Origin of the sequence: Mycolicibacterium frederiksbergense, from assembly GCF_012223425.1 — a bacterium.
Taxonomy (GTDB): Bacteria; Actinomycetota; Actinomycetes; order Mycobacteriales; family Mycobacteriaceae; genus Mycobacterium; species Mycobacterium frederiksbergense.
In genome coordinates this window covers 5645996-5662661 of the sequence record NZ_CP038799.1, presented here as the reverse complement: position 1 = coordinate 5662661, position 16666 = coordinate 5645996, and the positions used below count along the sequence as shown (strand labels likewise).

Genomic DNA, 16666 nt, shown 5'->3' with positions numbered 1-16666 from the left:
GGCGCTGTTTCGAACGACCTGTGAGTTGGCTGGACGTTTCAGCAAGCGTCGGGCGTGCCGTCGGGGCAATTGATAAGTTTGCCGAACTTGTTTGCTGAACTGAGCTCTGGCTAATACCCGGCTTGACAAGGTGAGCCGCATCACATTTACTAAAACGTCAATAAGACAATGAATCCGCAGGTTGCGGCACTATCGGGAAGTTGCTGGATGTCGAGGATGTAGCTGGTGTAGCCTGCGCCTCGCGGCACTAGAAGCTGTAGAGTCCTCAGTGGATTTGCTCAGTTTTTAACGCCATCGTCAACGGAGACGACTACGCTACCGACTCACGGACGAGTCTCAGCGAGGTGCGGGAAAGGAAACAGGGCCTGCGCGCAAAGGCGCCCAAGGTAGTCCACACGCCGCAGATTGCTTGCTCGGTCTTGCAGTACCCGCCTGGAAGAGGTTTGAACTACGTGGTTGAGACACCTGTCACAGCGGTCGCCGTCATCGGGATGGCGTGCCGATTGCCTGGCGGAATCGACTCACCTGACCAGATGTGGCAGGCGCTGCTCAAGGGTCAGGACTTCGTCACCACGATCCCGGAGAGCCGCTGGGATGCCGACGAGTACTACGACCCCGAGCCCGGGGTCCCCGGTCGCTCGGTGTCCAAATGGGGCGCCTTCCTCGACGACGTAGCGGGCTTCGACGCCGACTTCTTCGGTATCAGCGATCGAGAGGCCACCGCGGTCGACCCGCAGCACCGGCTGCTGCTGGAAACGGCGTGGGAAGCGATCGAGCATGCCGGCGTCGATCCGGCGTCCCTGGAGGGCTCGCGCACCGGTGTGTTCATGGGCCTGACCCATGGTGATTACCAACTGGTCGCCGCCGACGCCCATGCCATCGAGGGCCCCTACGGCTTCACCGGCAACAACTTCAGCCTGGCCTCCGGGCGCATTTCCTATCACCTCGGTCTGCGTGGCCCGGCCTCCTCGGTGGACTCCGCCTGCTCCTCGGGCCTGCTGGCGCTGCACATGGGAGCCAGAAGCCTGCACGAGGGCGAGAGCGATCTGGTGCTCGCCGGTGGCGTGACCATCGTGCTGGAGCCCCGCAAATTGTCCTCGGGCTCGGCCCAGGGCATGCTCTCGCCGACCGGACACTGCCACGCGTTCGACGCCGCAGCCGACGGATTCGTCCCCGGCGAGGCGGTCGGAGTCGTGCTGCTCAAGCGGCTGGCCGATGCCCAGCGCGACGGTGACCGGGTTCTCGCGGTCGTCCGCGGCACCGCCGCCAACCAGGACGGCCACACCGTCAACATCGCGACCCCGTCCCGTGACGCGCAGGTCGCCGTCTACCAGGAGGCGCTGGCGGTCGGCGCGGTGGATGCGCAGACCGTCGGCCTGATCGAGGCGCACGGCACCGGCACCCCGGTCGGTGACCCGATCGAGTACTCCAGCCTGACCGCGGTCTACGGCGGGGCCGGCCCGGTCGCGCTGGGCTCGTGCAAGACCAACTTCGGCCACTCCCAGTCCGCCTCGGGAGCCATCGGGCTGATCAAGAGCGTGCTTGCGCTGCAGCACGCCACCGTCCCGCCCAACATCCACTTCAACCGGCTGCCCGACGAGCTGGCGAACATCAAGACCGACCTGTACGTGCCGACGGTCGCCGCGGCGTGGCCGGCCGGCGAGCAGCCCCGTCGCGCCGCGGTGTCGGCCTACGGTCTGTCCGGCACGAATGTGCACGCAATCCTCGAAGAAGCCCCCGCCGCCGCGGCGGCGGACATCGCTATCGACGGCCCGCAGATCTTCGTGCTGTCGTCGACGTCGGCGGAGGGTCTGCGCAGCACCGCCGGCCGGCTGGCCGACTGGGTCGCCGAGCGCGCCGACACCCTGAATCTGCACGACCTGGCCTACACCCTGGCCCGGCGCCGTGCGCACCGCCCGGTACGCACCACGGTGCTGGCCCATGATCACGCCACGCTCGTCGCGGCGCTGCGCGAGGTCGCCGACGGCGAGACGCCGTACCAGGGCGCGGTCGCCAAGGACGACCGCGGCCCGGTGATGGTGTTCTCCGGCCAGGGCTCGCAGTGGGCGGCCATGGGCGCCGGACTGCTCGCGAGCGAACCCACCTTCGCGGCGGCCGTCGCCGAGATCGAACCGCTGATCGCCGCCGAGTCCGGCTTCTCGGTCACCGAGGAGCTGAACGCCTCGGTCACCGTGACCGGTATCGACAAGGTGCAGCCGACCGTCTTCACCATGCAGGTGGCGCTGGCCGCGACGTTGAAGGCCTACGGCGTGCTGCCCGGCGCGGTCATCGGGCACTCGATGGGCGAGGTTGCCGCGGCCGTGGTCTCCGGCGTGCTCACCCTCGAAGACGGTGTCAAGGTGATCTGCCGGCGCTCCAAGCTGATGGCCACCATCGCCGGTTCCGGTGCGATGGCCTCGGTGGAGCTGCCCGCCCAGCAGGTGCTCTCGGAGCTGGCCGCGCGCGGTATCAACGACGTGGTGCTGTCGGTGGTCGCGTCGCCGAAGTCGACCGTCGTGGGTGGCGCCAAGGAGTCGATCCGCGAGCTGGTTGCCGACTGGGAAAGCCGCGACGTGATGGCGCGTGAGGTCGCCGTGGACGTGGCATCGCACTCCCCGCAGGTGGATCCGATCCTCGATGACCTGGCCGACGCGCTCGAGGATCTGGAGCCGTCCGAGCCGAACGTCGAGTACTACTCGGCGACGCTGTACGACCCCCGCGACATCGCGGATTGGGATGCCGACTACTGGGTCGACAACCTGCGCCATGCGGTGCGCTTCGCCGCCGCCGTGCAGGCCGCGCTGGAAGACGGCTACCGGGTGTTCACCGAGCTGTCCCCGCACCCGCTGTTGACCCACGCCGTCGACCAGACGGCCAGCAGCCTGGACATCAGCCATGCCGCGCTGGCCAGCGTGCGCCGCGAACAGGAGCTGCCCTACGGTCTGCGCGCCGTGCTCGCCGACCTGCACAACGCGGGCGCCCACATCGATTTCTCGGTCCTGTATCCGTCCGGGAACCTGGTCGACGCACCGCTGCCGAGCTGGACGCACCGCGAGCTCATGCTGGTGCGCGATCCGCACGAGCTGGCGCCCGGCGGCGCCACCATCGCCGTGCATCCGCTGCTGGGTGCGCACGTGCGACTGCCCGAGGAGCCCGAGCGGCACGCCTGGCAGGCGGATGTCGGCACGGAGACCCAGCCCTGGCTGGGCGACCATCAGGTGCACAACGTCGCCGCCCTGCCCGGTGCCGCGTACTGCGAGATGGCGCTGGCCGCCGCGCGTACCGTCCTCGGCGATACCGGCGAGGTGCACGACATCACCTTCGATCAACTCCTGCTGCTGGAGGAGAACACCGAGGTCTCAGCGGCCGCCACGGTCACCGGGGCCGGCAGCGCGGAGTTCGCCGTGGAGACCTATCTGCAGGGCGAGCAGGTCAAGCGGGCCTCCGCCGCGCTGCGCTCCGGCGAGGCCGAGAGCGCGCCCGCCGCGCTGGACATCGATGCCGTGATCGCGGCCCACCCGCTGCGGGTGGACGGTGCCGAGATGCGCGGCTGGTACAACCAGCGCGGCGTCCAGTACGGTCCGGCCTTCGCCGGTCTGGTGGCCGTCAACGTGAACGACCAGTCCGACGGTCCGTCGGACTCGGTGCTCGCCGAGGTGGCGCTGCCCGGATCGATCCGCTCCCAGCAGGGCGCCTACGGAGTGCACCCCGCACTTCTGGACGCCTGCTTCCAGGCCGTCGGCGCCCATCCGGTGCTGCGCAGCGACACCACCGGCACTCTGATGCTGCCGCTCGGTGTGCGGCGGTTGCGCACCTACGCGTCCACCCGCAATGCGCATTACTGCTACGCCCGCATCGTCAGCGTCACCCCGGCCGCCGTCGAGGTGGACCTCGACCTGCTCGACGAGAACGGGGCGGTGCTGTTGGCCGTCGGTGGCCTGCGGGTCGGCACCGGTGTCTCCGACAGCGGCCAGCGCGACCGGACCTTCAGCGACCGGCTGTTGACCATCGAGTGGCGCCAGCACGAGCTGCCCGAGGTGGAATACCGCGAAGCCGGTCGCTGGCTGCTGATCAGCACCTCCGATGCGGCTGATCTGCTGGCCACCAAGCTGGCCGACGCGCTCAAGAGCCACGACATCGATGTCACCACCATGGTGTGGCCGCAGCACTCCGACCACGATGCGCACGCCGCGCGGCTGCGTGAGCAGTTGGCGGCGCAGCAGTTCGGCGACGTGCTGGTGGTCACCCCGCCGCGGCACGGTGTCACCGATGAGCAGTCCGGTGTGCGCGGCGGCGACAATGTGCGCCACCTGGTGAAGATCGTGCGCGAGCTGCCCGAGACGCCGGGGGAGGCGCCGCGGCTGCATGTGCTGACCCGCAACGCCCAGACCGTGCTCTCCGATGACTCCGCCAACCTCGACGAAGCGGGTCTGCGGGGTCTGGTGCGGGTCATCGGCACCGAGTTCCCGCAGCTGAAGACCGCCCAGATCGACGTCGATGACTACACCGACGCCGCGCAGATCGCCGCGCAGCTGGTGTCGGGGTCGGACGAGGACGAGACCGCCTGGCGTGGTTCCAAGTGGTACGTGGCGCGTCTGGTTCCCGGGCCGCTGCGCCCGGAGGAGCGGCGCACCACGGTGGTGAACCCGGCCCGTGAGGGAATGCGTCTGCAGATCCGCACACCCGGTGACATCCAGTCCCTGGAGCTGGCCGCCTTCGAGCGTGTCGCGCCCGGGCCCGGCCAGATCGAGGTCTCGGTCACCGCGTCCAACCTGAACTTCGCCGACGTCCTGGTGGCCTTCGGCAAGTACCCCAGTTTCGAGGGCCGGATGCCCAAGCTGGGGGCGGACTTCGCCGGTGTGGTCACCGCTGTGGGGCCGGGCGTCACCGGTCACAAGGTGGGCGACCGGGTCGGCGGCATCTCCGCCGACGGCGCCTGGGCGACCTTCGTGACCTGCGATGCCAATCTGGCGGTCACGCTGCCGCCGGGGCTGCCGACGAATCGGGCCGCCGCGGTGCCCAGCGCGCACGCCACCGCCTGGTACAGCCTGCACGACCTGGCCCGCGTCACCGCCGCCGACAAGGTGCTCATCCACTCCGCCACCGGCGGTGTGGGGCAGGCGGCGATCGCCATCGCGCGCGCCGCCGGCGCCGAGATCTACGCCACCGCCGGCAGTGAGGCTCGACGGGAACTGTTGCGGGGCATGGGGATCGAGCATGTCTACGATTCGCGCAGCACCGATTTCGCCGACGAGATCCGCCGGGACACCGACGGCTACGGCGTGGACATCGTGCTGAACTCGCTGACCGGAGCGGCGCAGAAGGCCGGCCTGGAACTGCTGTCCTTCGGCGGCCGGTTCGTCGAGATCGGCAAGCGCGACATCTACGGGGACACCCGGATGGGGCTGTTCCCGTTCCGGCGCAATCTGTCGTTCTACGCGGTCGATCTGGCGCTGCTGTCGCTGACCAATTCGGACACCCTGCGGCGCCTGCTGGAGGTCTGCTACCAGCAGATCGCCGATGGTGTGCTGCCGTTGCCCGAGACGACGCACTACCCGCTGGAGGACGGCGCCACCGCCATCCGCGTGATGGGCGCCGCCGAGCACACCGGCAAGCTGGTCCTCGACATCCCGCACGGCGGGCAGATCAGCGCGGTCGTACCGCCGGAGGAGGCGCAGGCGGTCCGTCGCGACGGTGCCTACGTCGTCACGGGCGGTCTGGGTGGCCTCGGTCTGTTCCTGGCCGAGAAGCTCGCCGACTCCGGAGCCGGGCGGATCATCCTGAACGGCCGGTCGGCACCGTCGGGCGCCGCCAAGGAGGTCGTCGAGCGGATCCGTCACTCCGGTACCGAGGTCGAGGTCGAACTCGGGGATATCGCCGAGCCCGATACCGCGGAACGGCTGTTCGTGGCGGCCTGCGCCACCGGCCTGCCGCTGCGTGGTGTGTTGCACGGTGCCGCGGTCATCGAGGATGCCGCGATCCCGAACATCACCGACGAACTGGTGGAACGCGACTGGGCGCCGAAGGTCTACGGTGCGCTGAACCTGCACCGGGCGACCGCCAAGCAGACCCTGGACTGGTTCTGCGTGTTCTCCTCGGCGGCGGCGTTGGTCGGCTCGCCGGGGCAGGGCGCCTACGCCGCGGCGAACAGCTGGCTGGACGCGTTCACGCACTGGCGTCGCAGCCAGAACCTGCCCAGCACGTCGATCGCGTGGGGCCCGTGGTCGGAGATCGGCGCGGGTGCGGCACTGGCCGAGAGCAGTGAGGCGGCCATCGCACCGGAGGAAGGTGCCTTTGCGTTCGAGACCCTGCTGCGGCACGATCGTGCCTACAGCGGTTACGCACCCGTGGTCGGCACACCGTGGCTGGCCGCGTTCGCCCAGACGAGCAAGTTCGCCGAGGCGTTCCAATCGTCCGGGCAGCGCAACACCGGCAGCGCATTCCTTGCAGAGTTGCATGAGCTGCCGCAGGACGAGTGGCCGGCGCGGATGCGCCGGATGATCTCCGAGCAGATCAGCTTGATCCTGCGCCGGTCGGTCGACCCTGACCGCCCGCTCGCCGAGTACGGACTCGATTCGCTCGGCACGCTGGAAGTACGCACCCGCATCGAAGCGGAGACAGGTCTTCGTATCGGATCGACAGATATTTCCACGATCAGAGTGCTGGCCGATCGCTTGTGCGATGTGCTGGCGCCTGACGAAGTATCGGTTCCGTCATGACCAAGGGTTGCGCAGCGTCGCGCGATCCACGGTCCGACGTCGTCGAAGCAGGAGATGAATAGTGGTTGCGATGAAACCGATCCACGACTGGGTCGGCGAACCCGGTGCCGTTACTTCCTGGCATCCGACCCGGTCGACGCTCGCCAAGGTCAAGGACGCTCCGGTCAGTGATGTACCGGTGAGCTACCAGCAGGCCCAGCATCTGCTCGCCTATCGGAAGCACGAGTCCTCCGGCACCGATATGGCCCGACTGAACATCCCGTCCTGGGACATCCCGGGGCGCTGCGATGTGCGGGCGATGACCCATGTCATCAACGCCTACCTACGCAGGCACGACACCTTCCACAGCTGGTTCGAGTACGTCGAGACCGACGCCGGCGCGGCAGCCGGCAGCGGCAACATCGTGCGCCACACCCTGACCAACCCGCGGGACATCAAGTTCGCCGCCGTCGAGCACGGCCAGATGACGGCGTCACAGTGGCGTGACCACGTACTGGCCACCGCCAGCCCGTGGGTGTGGGACTGCTTCCACATCGGGATGATCCAGCGCGAGGATCACTTCACCATCTACATCAGCGTCGACCATGTGCACACCGACGCCATGTTCATGGGACTGGCCTTCGTCGAGATCCACATGATGTACAACACGCTGGTCGAGGGCGCGGCCCCGCTGAAGCTGCCCGAGCCGGGCAGCTATGACACCTACTGCCGCGAGCAGCACGCTTACGTGTCCGCGCTGACCACCGACTCGCCGGAGGTCCGCAGCTGGATCGAGTTCCTGCAGCACAACGGCGGCACCCTGCCCACGTTCCCGTTGCCGCTCGGCGACCCGTCGGTGGCCTACACCGGTGACGTCATCACCGTGCAGCTGCTCGACAAGGAGCAGGGCGATAAGTTCGAGCAGGCCTGCATCACCGCCGGCGCCCGGTTCAGCGGCGGCGTGTTCGCCTGCGGTGCCATCGCCAACGCCGCGCTGACGGGCGCGGACACCTACCGGGTCATCACCCCGACCACGACGCGTCGCACCCCCGCGGAGTTCATGACCACCGGCTGGTTCACCGGCCTGGTCCCGATCACCGTGCCCGTCGAGGTGGATGCCTTCGGCGATACCGCCCGCGCTGCCCAGGAGTCGTTCGACGGTGGCCTGGACCTGGCCCATGTGCCGGTCGAGCGGGTACTGGAACTCGGTGCCGAATCGCATGGCCTGCGCCCGCCGGAATCCGGTGTGCCGATGCTGTCCTACCTGGACGCCGGTCTGCTGTCACCCGGTGTGATCGCCGAATGGCAGCGCCTCAACGGCACCATCTACAGCGATTCGCGGTCGGCCTATCAGGTCGGCATGTGGGTGAACCGGGTCGAGCAGGAAACCACGGTGACCGCTGCCTTCCCGAGCAACCCGATCGCCCGGGAGTCGGTGCTGCGCTACCTCCAGGCGATGAAGTCGGTGTACCTGAGCGTCGTCGAGGGCCGTAGCGTCGCGGTCGCCGCCATCGCCGCGGATGCCGTCGACCTGGACCTCAAGACGGCCTGATCGCCGTTGTCGTTATCGGAGGTACCGAAGCGATGACCCGTGCCGATAACCGGCTCGATTTCACCGATCAGGCGATGTTCCTCGGGCTGCGCGCCACCGGCCAAGAGGCCGTGATGCAGGTGGTGTGGATCTACGAGCGGCCCGTCGACATCGGTGGTGTCCGGCGGTTCCACGAGTGCATCGGGCACGGTCTGCTCGGTCGCCGTATCGAACGTTCACCGCTGCCCTTCGGCAGGCACCGCTGGGTCTCGGCGCTGGGCCCGCAATCGGACCTGGACTTCGATGACCCTCGCGAACGCAGCGAGCTCGGACGCTGGATCGACGAGCGCGCCACGATGCCGCTGGATCCGGAGTTCGGCCCGGCATGGCATGTCGGGGTGCTCCCGATGACCGACGGCTCGACGGCGATCAGCATCGTGATCTCGCACTGTGTGAGCGACGGCGGCGGTGCGATCGCCTCGATGGTCAACGCCATCCACGGCCGCACCCTCGACTACGGCTATCCGCCACCGGCGTCGCGACCCCGCGGGCAGGCGCTGCGCGCCGATCTGCGCGATACCGTCCGCGGACTGCCCGAGGTGGGCCGCACGCTGGTCGAGGCCGCCAAGCAGGCCGTCCGCCGGCGCGGTGAACTGTCGAATCCCGGTGGTACGAAGTCCGTCGTCAGTGGACCGGATCATCAGGTGTTCACCCCGTCGGCCACCGTGTGCGTCAAGCTCGACGACTGGGACCGGCGCGCGTCCGAGCTCGGCGGCAACGGGCATTCGCTGGTCGCCGGGTTCGTCGCCACGCTCGCCCGGCAGATCGGGCGCGTGGGACCCGACGGCATGGTGACGCTCAACATCCCCCAGGGCGACCGCATGCCCGGCGACGGTGACACCCGCGCCAACGCGGTGGTGCTGGTCAACCTGGCCATCGACCCGGCGAAGGTGACCACCGATCTCACCGAGGCGCGCGCGGCGATGAGAGAAGGGCTGCGGGTCGCCCGCGAGGTACCCGACGAGAATCTGGCGCTGCTGCCGCTGACCCCGTTCATCCCGAAACGGGTCGTCAAGAAGATGGCCGATGTGGCGTTCGGCTTCAGCACCGAGCTGCCGGTGTCCTGCTCCAATATGGGCGACGTCCCCGAGGACCTGCCCAACGTCGACGGCACCGCGGCCGACTTCGTCTATTTGCGCGGTATCGACCGGGTGGCGACCAGGCACGCCCTGGAGGAGCGCTGCGGTCTGCTGACCGTCGTCGCCGGCCGGATCAACGGTACGGAGACGCTCACCTTCGCCGCCTACGCACCGGGTGCGGAGAACACCACCGCCTGGCTGAAGGCCGAGCTCGAGCGGACGCTCGCGGCGTTCGAGCTGTCCGGCATGATCGAATAGTGATGGGGGACAGGTCTTTTGGAGTTCACTAACGGCGACGCCGTGGGCAACCGGCTGACGCTGTGGGACGAGGCGCTGGTGCGTGCGAACCGGGCCACCGGTCGGGTCCAGCTCATCAAGGTCGTGTGGGTCTACGAGCATCCCGTCGATATGGACGCGGTGCGGCGGTTCCACCGCAACTTCGGCTACGGGATGGCCGGCCGCCGTGTCGAGCGCTCGCCGCTGCCGTTCGGGCGCTACCGCTGGGTGTCCGCGCTGGGGCCGGCGGCCCCGCTGCACATCAACACCGACCCGTTGCCGCGCGAGCAGATCAGTGACTGGGCCGACCAGTGGGCGCAGGTCCCGATCGATCCGGAGACCGGGCCCGGCTGGCAGATGGCCGTGCAGTCGTTCACCGAGGGGGTGACCGCCATCTCGGTGGTGGGTTCGCACTGCCTCGGTGACGGTGTCGCCGCCCTGCTCGCGGTCGGCACCGCGGTGGCGGGCGCCAACATCGACATCGGATACCCGCCGCCGCTGTCGCGGCGCACCGGCCGGGCGATCGCCGCCGACCTGCGTGAGACGGTGCGTGGTCTGCCCGAGATCGGCCGCGCGGCGCGCAAGGCGGTCAAGGTGCTGCGCGCCGGGGGGCAGGATGCTGCCGCGACCCCGAAGCCGGTACGACCGCCGGTCGCCAACCCCGACGAGCGGGTCATCGTCCCGGCGATCACCACCTACGTCGATCTGGCCGAGTGGGATGCCCGCGCCGCGGCGCTGGGCGGTAACGGCTACTCGCTGCTGGCGGCCATCAGCGCCAAGCTGGGTGAGCGGATGGGCCGCCGGAATCCGGACGGCAACGTGTCGCTGCTGATTGCCATCAGCGACCGCACCTCCGAAACCGACGTCCGCGCCAATGCGATGACGCTGGTCAACGCCAAGGTCGATCCGACCGATGTGACCAAGGATCTCAGCGCCACCCGGGTGATCCTGCGCAACGCACTGAAGTCGGCCAAGGATCAGCCCGACGAGATCCTGGAATTGATGCCGCTGACGCCGCTGGTGCCCAAGCGTCTGGTCAAGAAGGTCGCGGACATGATGATCGCCTCCGATGACATGCCGGTGGTGTGCTCGAACATGGGTGACCTCCCACCGGTGCTGACCAGCGTGGATGGCACCGAGGCCGAGTACACGTCGTTCTACGGCGTCGATCAGGCCACCCCGCGCGGCGAACTGGAACAGGGCGACGGACAGCTGGTCGTGGTGTCCGGACGTATCAGTGGCAAGATCATCATCGGCATCGTCGCCTATCAGTCCGGGGCCGAGAACACGAAGACCCGGCTGCGGGAACTGACCGCGGAGACATTGGCCGAATTCGACCTGACCGGCGTGTTCGTTTAATACTGCATTTCGATTTGCACGGCTGAGAAAGGCACATACCCGATGTCCGATACCTCCCTCATTGGCGTGCTCCGCGAACGCGCGAGCCTCCAGCCCGAGGACATTGCGTACACCTTCATGGACTATGACCACGAGTGGGACGGGGTGGCGACCACCCTGACCTGGGCGCAGCTGAACCGGCGGGTGCGCAGCCTGGCCGTCGAGATGCGCGCCATCGGCCAGCTCGGCGATCGGGCCGTCATCCTGGCGCCGCAGGGCCTGGAGTACGTCATCGGCTTCCTGGCCTCGCTGGAGGCGGGCATCATCGCGGTGCCGTTGTCGGTGCCGTTGATCGGCCAGCACGACGAGCGGGTGTCCGCGGTGATCAAGGACTCGTCGCCGTCGATCATCCTGACGACGTCGGCCACGGCGGCCACCGTCGCCGAATACGTCTCGACCCAGGACGGTGTCGCCGGCGCGACCGTCATCGAGGTCGACGCACTGGATCTGGACGCCCGGCGCAAATCGTTGTCCAGCCGGGAGGAGAAGCCGGAGACTGCGTACCTGCAGTACACCTCCGGGTCCACCCGCACCCCGGCCGGCGTCATGGTGACCAACCGGAATCTGACCTCAAACTTCGAGCAGATGATGTGTGCGTTCTTCCCGCACTTCGGTAAGGTCCCGCCCTCGGGCGCCCACGTGGTGTCCTGGCTGCCCTTCTACCACGACATGGGTCTGCTGCTCGGTATCGTCGCGCCGATCCTCGGCGGCTGGAGCACTGTGTTCACCACACCGCTGTCGTTCCTGGCCCGGCCGGCACGCTGGATCCAGCTGATGGGCAGCTACCCGCGGGTGGTCACCGGTGGGCCGAACTTCGCGTTCGAACTGGCGGCCGGGCGGACCACCGACGAGGATCTCGAAGGTATCGACCTCGGCGATGTCATCGCGGTGTACAGCGGGGCCGAGCGCGTGCACGAGGCCACCCTGAAGCGTTTCTCCCAGCGGTTCGCCAAGTTCAACTTCGACGAGGGGGTCATCCGGCCCTCCTACGGGCTGGCCGAGGCGACGCTGTTCGTCGGCACCGGTGTGCCCGGCCCGCCGAGCGTGGTGGCCTTCGACCCGGACAAGCTGTCCGCCGGGCTGGCCGAGCGCACCACCGACGGCAGCGGCACCAAGCTGGTCGGGTACGGCCACCCGGAGGACCCGGTGGTGCGCATCGTCGACGCCGAGACCCGCCTGGAGGTGCCGGCCGGAGGTATCGGGGAGATCTGGTCCTATGGTGAGAACAACTGCCTGGGCTACTGGGAGAAGGACGAGCAGACCGAGCACACCTTCGGTGGGCGCATCGAGAATCCGTCCGAGGGCACGCCGGAGGGTCCGTGGCTGCGGACCGGCGATCTCGGCTTCCTTTCCGACGGCGAGCTGTTCATCATCGGGCGGATCAAGGATCTGCTGATCGTGCGCGGCAGCAACCACTATCCCGACGATATCGAGGCCACCATCCAGGAGATCACCGGTGGCCGGGTCGCGGCGATCGCGGTCGACGGGCACCGCAGCGAGCAGCTGGTGGCGATCATCGAGGTCAAGAAGCGCGGCGACACCGAAGAGGCCGTGGTGGAGAACCTGCTCACGATCAAGCGGGATGTCGCCTCCGCGGTCTCGCAGACGCACGGTATCGCCGCGGCCGACCTGGTGCTGGTGCCGCGTGGCGCCATCCCGATCACCACCAGCGGCAAGATCCGCAGGCAGTCCTGTGTGGAGAAGTACAACAAGCAGGAGTTCTCGCGGCTGGACGACAAGGTGCCCACCGCCTGACCTGCGCGCCGGCTGATCGGGTGAACGAGCGCAATTACGATGCGGGGGTGGACAACACCCTCGCCTATATCGACCAGGGGTCCTTCCTCGGCCTACGGGCACTCGGTCGTGGGCCCATCGTGCAGGCCGTCTGGGTGTATGACCGTGGCGTCGATATGGACGGGTTGCGCCGATTCCGCCGCAATCTGGCCAAGGGACTGTTCGGACGCCGGATCGAGCGGTCGGCGCTGCCGTTCGGCCGGCACCGCTGGGTGGCCGACGCCGACCCGCAGTCCCTCGACCTGTCGGCGCAGGAACGTCCGCGCGCCGACGTGTGGAACTGGGCCGACAAATGCCTGGGCACACCGATCGATCCGGAACACGGCCCCGGCTGGCGGCTGGCGGTGCAACCACTGACCGACGGCGCGGCGGCGGTCAGCCTGGTCGTCTCGCATTCGATCGCCGACGGTCACGGCCTGGCCATCGCCGTCACCGATGCCGTCAACGGGGTCGACCGGCGCCTCGGCTATCCGCCACCGCGCTCCCGGCCGCGGCGTGCCGCGCTGGCCCAGGATGCCCGCCAGACGCTGGCCGCGGTCCCGGAGATGGCCGCCGCGGTGGCGGCATCGGTCCGGGTGGCACGGGCCGAACGCAATGACCTGGCGACCTCGTTCAAGGCCGCCGGCGACATTCCCCCGGGCGACGACAAGCCCATGGTCGCCCCGTCGGTCGTGGTCTTCGTCGATGCGCAGCACTGGGATGAGTGCGCGCAGCGCCTCGGCGGCACCAGCAATTCGCTGTTCTGCGGGATGGCTGCCCGGTTGGGGCAGCTGCTGGGCCGCGTCGGCGCCGACGGCCGGGTGAACCTGTCCTGGCCGGTCAGCGAACGATCCGAGGGCGATACCCGGGCCAATGCGTTGGTGGCGGCGACGATGACGGCCGACCCCGACCAGGTTCTGACGGATCTGAGCGTGGTGCGATCGGACATGAAGAAGGCGTTGTCGGAGTCGGCCGAAACCTCGGTACGGATGACCGGCCCGCTGCCGCTGACCCCGCTGACCCCGCGCGTGGTGCTGCGCCGGCTGGAGGGCATGGTGCTGTCGGTGAACAGCCCCATCGGCTGTTCCAACATGGGTGAGCTGGGCCCGGCGTTCAGCCGGCCCGACGGGACCGACGCCGACTACGTGATGATGCGCGGAGCGGAACCGCAGATCACCAGCCGGGTGCTGAACCGGATCGGCGGGCAACTGGTGCTGGGCGGCTGCCGGTCACGCGGCCGGGTGGCGGTATCGGTCAGCTCATGGTCGGTGGGCCGGCACAACTCCAAGGAGGCCCTGCGCGAGGTGGTGCTCAAGGTGCTCGCCGATTTCGGGGTGACGGGCACCGTCGAGGGTCCCGCTCACTAGACCGCCCCGGCCTTCACCTTCTGCTCGATCAGATCGGCGGCCTTGGTGACGCTCTGCTCGGGAGTGGCCAGCCGGGTCGCGAAATCGCGGGCCCGCTCCACGACCTCGGGGTCCAGCACGGTGCGCAGCGCCTCGGTCAGCGACTTCTTCGTGATCTTGGTGAAACGCTGAGACGTACCGATTCTCAGCTTCTTGACCTGCCGCGCCCAGACGGGCTGGTCGGCGGACACCCACAGCACCAGGGTCGGCACACCGGCGCGTGCGCCCGCGGCGGTGGTGCCCGCGCCGCCGTGGTGGACCACCGCGCGGCAGGTCGGGAACACCGCCGCATGGTTCACCGCACCGACCAGCATGACGTGCTCGGCGTGGGGCATGGCGTCGAGCTCCCAGACCCCCGAACTGATCAGTGCGCGTTCACCGAGTTCGGCACACACCTCGGTGATCATGGTGACCGCTTCGACGGGGGATTCCACCGGCATGCTGCCGAAGCCGAAGTAGATGGGCGGCTTGCCCGAAGCGATCCACGAGGTCACCTCGTCATCGGTCTCGGTCTGCAGACCCAGCGTGATGGCGCCGGTGAAGGCCCGGCTGCCGTTCCATTCCGCGGAGAGCCCCGGGTAGAACAGCTCGTCATAGGCCTGGATCTCCAACGTTCCGCTGTCGACGACGCGCTTGGCGGACCGGATGCCGGTCTTGGGCAGGCCCAGCGTGGCGCGCTGCTCGTCCTCGGCCTTCTTGGAGACGCGCCACAGACCCCACTCGATGACCGCGAACCCGGATTTCGCGACCCAGCGTGGGGCCGGCACCGGGATCAGCTGGCTGTTGGGCCGGTTCGGGAAGTAGTGCAGGGCCGCCAGGGGGATGCCGTAGCGTTCGGCGACATTGGCGGCCACCTCCTGATAGGTGGTGCCGGTGAGGATGATGTCGGCGTCGGCGGCCAGGTCCGTCAGGGCCGCGTTCATCTCGGTCCAGCCCGCGGTGTAGTAGTCGATGGCCTTGCGGGCGACGGTCAACGGGTTGTGGAACTGCCAGTAGTTCTGGAAGGCGTCGCTTTCCACCTGTTTCTGGGAGTCGACACCGTAGGGCACCGCATCGGTGAAGCCGATGGAGGCGACGAAGCCGATCAGGTTCGGCGGGACCGCCATCCGGACCTGGTGGCCGCGGTCGCGGAGTTCGCGGGCGACAGCGGTGCAGGGTTCGACATCGCCACGTGTGCCGTGGACTGCCACAACGATTTTCATCAGGTCGCAGTGTATGTGGTCCCGGGCGGGCTGGGACGTCTCAGCGGTCGACCTTGGAGAACCATCTCGTCTTGATGCGCCAGGAGTGCGCCGAGGACAGCGCGAAACCGGCGCCGCAGGCGCACGCGAAGATCCACACGAACACACCGCGCTCCCATGCCAGGAATGCCGGGAAGATCGCCGACATGATCCTGATGATGCACGCGACGATGCCGCTGGCGCACGCCACCAGGTAGACGTTGGCGATCCGCCGCGAGCGCGGGTCCTTGCGGAGCACCAGCAGGGCGCGCGCACCGTAGCCGAGCAGATAGATCAGCATGCCGCAGAGCATCACCCAGTACAGGCTCAGCCAGCTGTCGGTGGGGGAGGCGAAGAAGTCCCGGGCGTACACGTCGTGCGCGCTGCTCAGCGAGAAGGCGGCGAGCAGCAGTGGGATACACAGGGTGGCGGGCAGCTCGACATACTGCCGGAAGGCGCGCTGCATCTGGTGATCGTCCTGCAGGCGGCCGACCGCGTTGTAGACGATGGCCGAGGCGGCGACGATGTACATGTCGTGGCCGACGAAGTCTTCGAGGTTCCACATCCCGGTCACCGAGTGCAGCGCCTTGCCCAGGGTCTCCGAGGCCAACGGCGACATCAGCAGGATCGCACCGCCCTGCAACGCGATGTTCAGGGTGGCCGCGACCTCCCAGCGACACGACCACGTCACGCGGCGAATCCACAGACTCCACGCGATACACAACAGTGTGATCGCGATCAGTACGGTGAGTTCCATCGTGCTTCGCCTTCGCGGCCTGGGAGCTGTATTCCTGCCAGCAAATAGTACTGCTTACAGCGGCGGCGCGTCGCTACGTGGCGTCAATTCGGAGAGTTTCGGACGTCGGGTCTGTTGCTGGGGTTCGGCCTGCACGCGGACCGCATCCTGGACGGCGGTCACGGTGAAGGGCGTGGATTCGATGTAGTTCCACACCTCTTGCCTGCTCATGAGGCCGAAACGGATCTGAAGGTCGGGGTAGCTCAAGGCGAAGCGGTCGGCAACCCGGCGCAATTCTTCCGCGTCGGGATAGCTGCTCTCTTTGATCCGCCGGTAGTAGGTGCTGCTGGAGATGTCCAGCGCGTCGTAGATGTCCTTGGCTTCGACGTCCCCGTCCAGGAGGTAGTCGAGCAGGGCTTTGAGCTGTCTGCCGTTCTCATCTGTCCGTGGCACCCATAAACAATAGCGTTATCCCGGCTTTGGGCGCTA

General features: G+C 68.2%; 9 protein-coding genes. 6 read left to right on the top strand and 3 right to left on the bottom strand.

Going from position 1 to position 16666, the window contains the following annotated elements:
- Window positions 1-452 precede the first annotated feature (452 nt).
- The 6 genes from pks2 to EXE63_RS30315 all read left to right on the top strand — a co-directional run bounded on the left by pks2 (window position 453) and on the right by EXE63_RS30315 (window position 14182).
- On the top strand, window positions 453-6719 hold the full coding sequence (pks2, locus tag EXE63_RS30340; RefSeq protein ID WP_168145022.1) for a sulfolipid-1 biosynthesis phthioceranic/hydroxyphthioceranic acid synthase: 6267 nt from the start codon (window positions 453-455) through the stop codon (window positions 6717-6719).
- A 61-nt stretch (window positions 6720-6780) separates the two neighbouring features.
- Window positions 6781-8250: a condensation domain-containing protein gene (locus tag EXE63_RS30335; RefSeq protein ID WP_168145021.1), complete on the top strand. Its 1470-nt coding sequence runs from the start codon at window positions 6781-6783 to the stop codon at window positions 8248-8250.
- Between the two features lie 32 nt (window positions 8251-8282).
- Window positions 8283-9626 (top strand): condensation domain-containing protein, encoded by a 1344-nt coding sequence (locus EXE63_RS30330; protein ID WP_168145020.1) that lies wholly within the window; start codon window positions 8283-8285, stop codon window positions 9624-9626.
- Between the two features lie 42 nt (window positions 9627-9668).
- A complete protein-coding gene (locus tag EXE63_RS30325; protein WP_234904326.1) occupies window positions 9669-11003 on the top strand; it encodes a WS/DGAT/MGAT family O-acyltransferase in 1335 nt (444 codons plus the stop codon).
- 42 nt (window positions 11004-11045) lie between these two features.
- Window positions 11046-12797 carry an AMP-binding protein gene (locus EXE63_RS30320; RefSeq protein ID WP_168145018.1) on the top strand — a complete coding sequence of 584 codons (1752 nt, stop codon included), beginning with the start codon at window positions 11046-11048 and terminating at the stop codon, window positions 12795-12797.
- Between the two features lie 47 nt (window positions 12798-12844).
- On the top strand, window positions 12845-14182 hold the full coding sequence (locus EXE63_RS30315; protein WP_168145017.1) for a condensation domain-containing protein: 1338 nt from the start codon (window positions 12845-12847) through the stop codon (window positions 14180-14182).
- Here the strand turns inward: EXE63_RS30315 and EXE63_RS30310 are convergent.
- From EXE63_RS30310 to EXE63_RS30300, 3 genes are read right to left on the bottom strand one after another with little or no spacing between them, the layout of a single operon-like run.
- Window positions 14179-15423 (bottom strand): glycosyltransferase, encoded by a 1245-nt coding sequence (locus tag EXE63_RS30310; RefSeq protein WP_168145016.1) that lies wholly within the window; start codon window positions 15421-15423, stop codon window positions 14179-14181. The genes EXE63_RS30315 and EXE63_RS30310 overlap by 4 nt on opposite strands.
- Before the next feature lie 40 nt (window positions 15424-15463).
- Window positions 15464-16198 (bottom strand): hypothetical protein, encoded by a 735-nt coding sequence (locus tag EXE63_RS30305; RefSeq protein ID WP_168145015.1) that lies wholly within the window; start codon window positions 16196-16198, stop codon window positions 15464-15466.
- A 54-nt stretch (window positions 16199-16252) separates the two neighbouring features.
- Window positions 16253-16630 (bottom strand): XRE family transcriptional regulator, encoded by a 378-nt coding sequence (locus tag EXE63_RS30300; protein ID WP_168145014.1) that lies wholly within the window; start codon window positions 16628-16630, stop codon window positions 16253-16255.
- Window positions 16631-16666 lie beyond the last annotated feature (36 nt).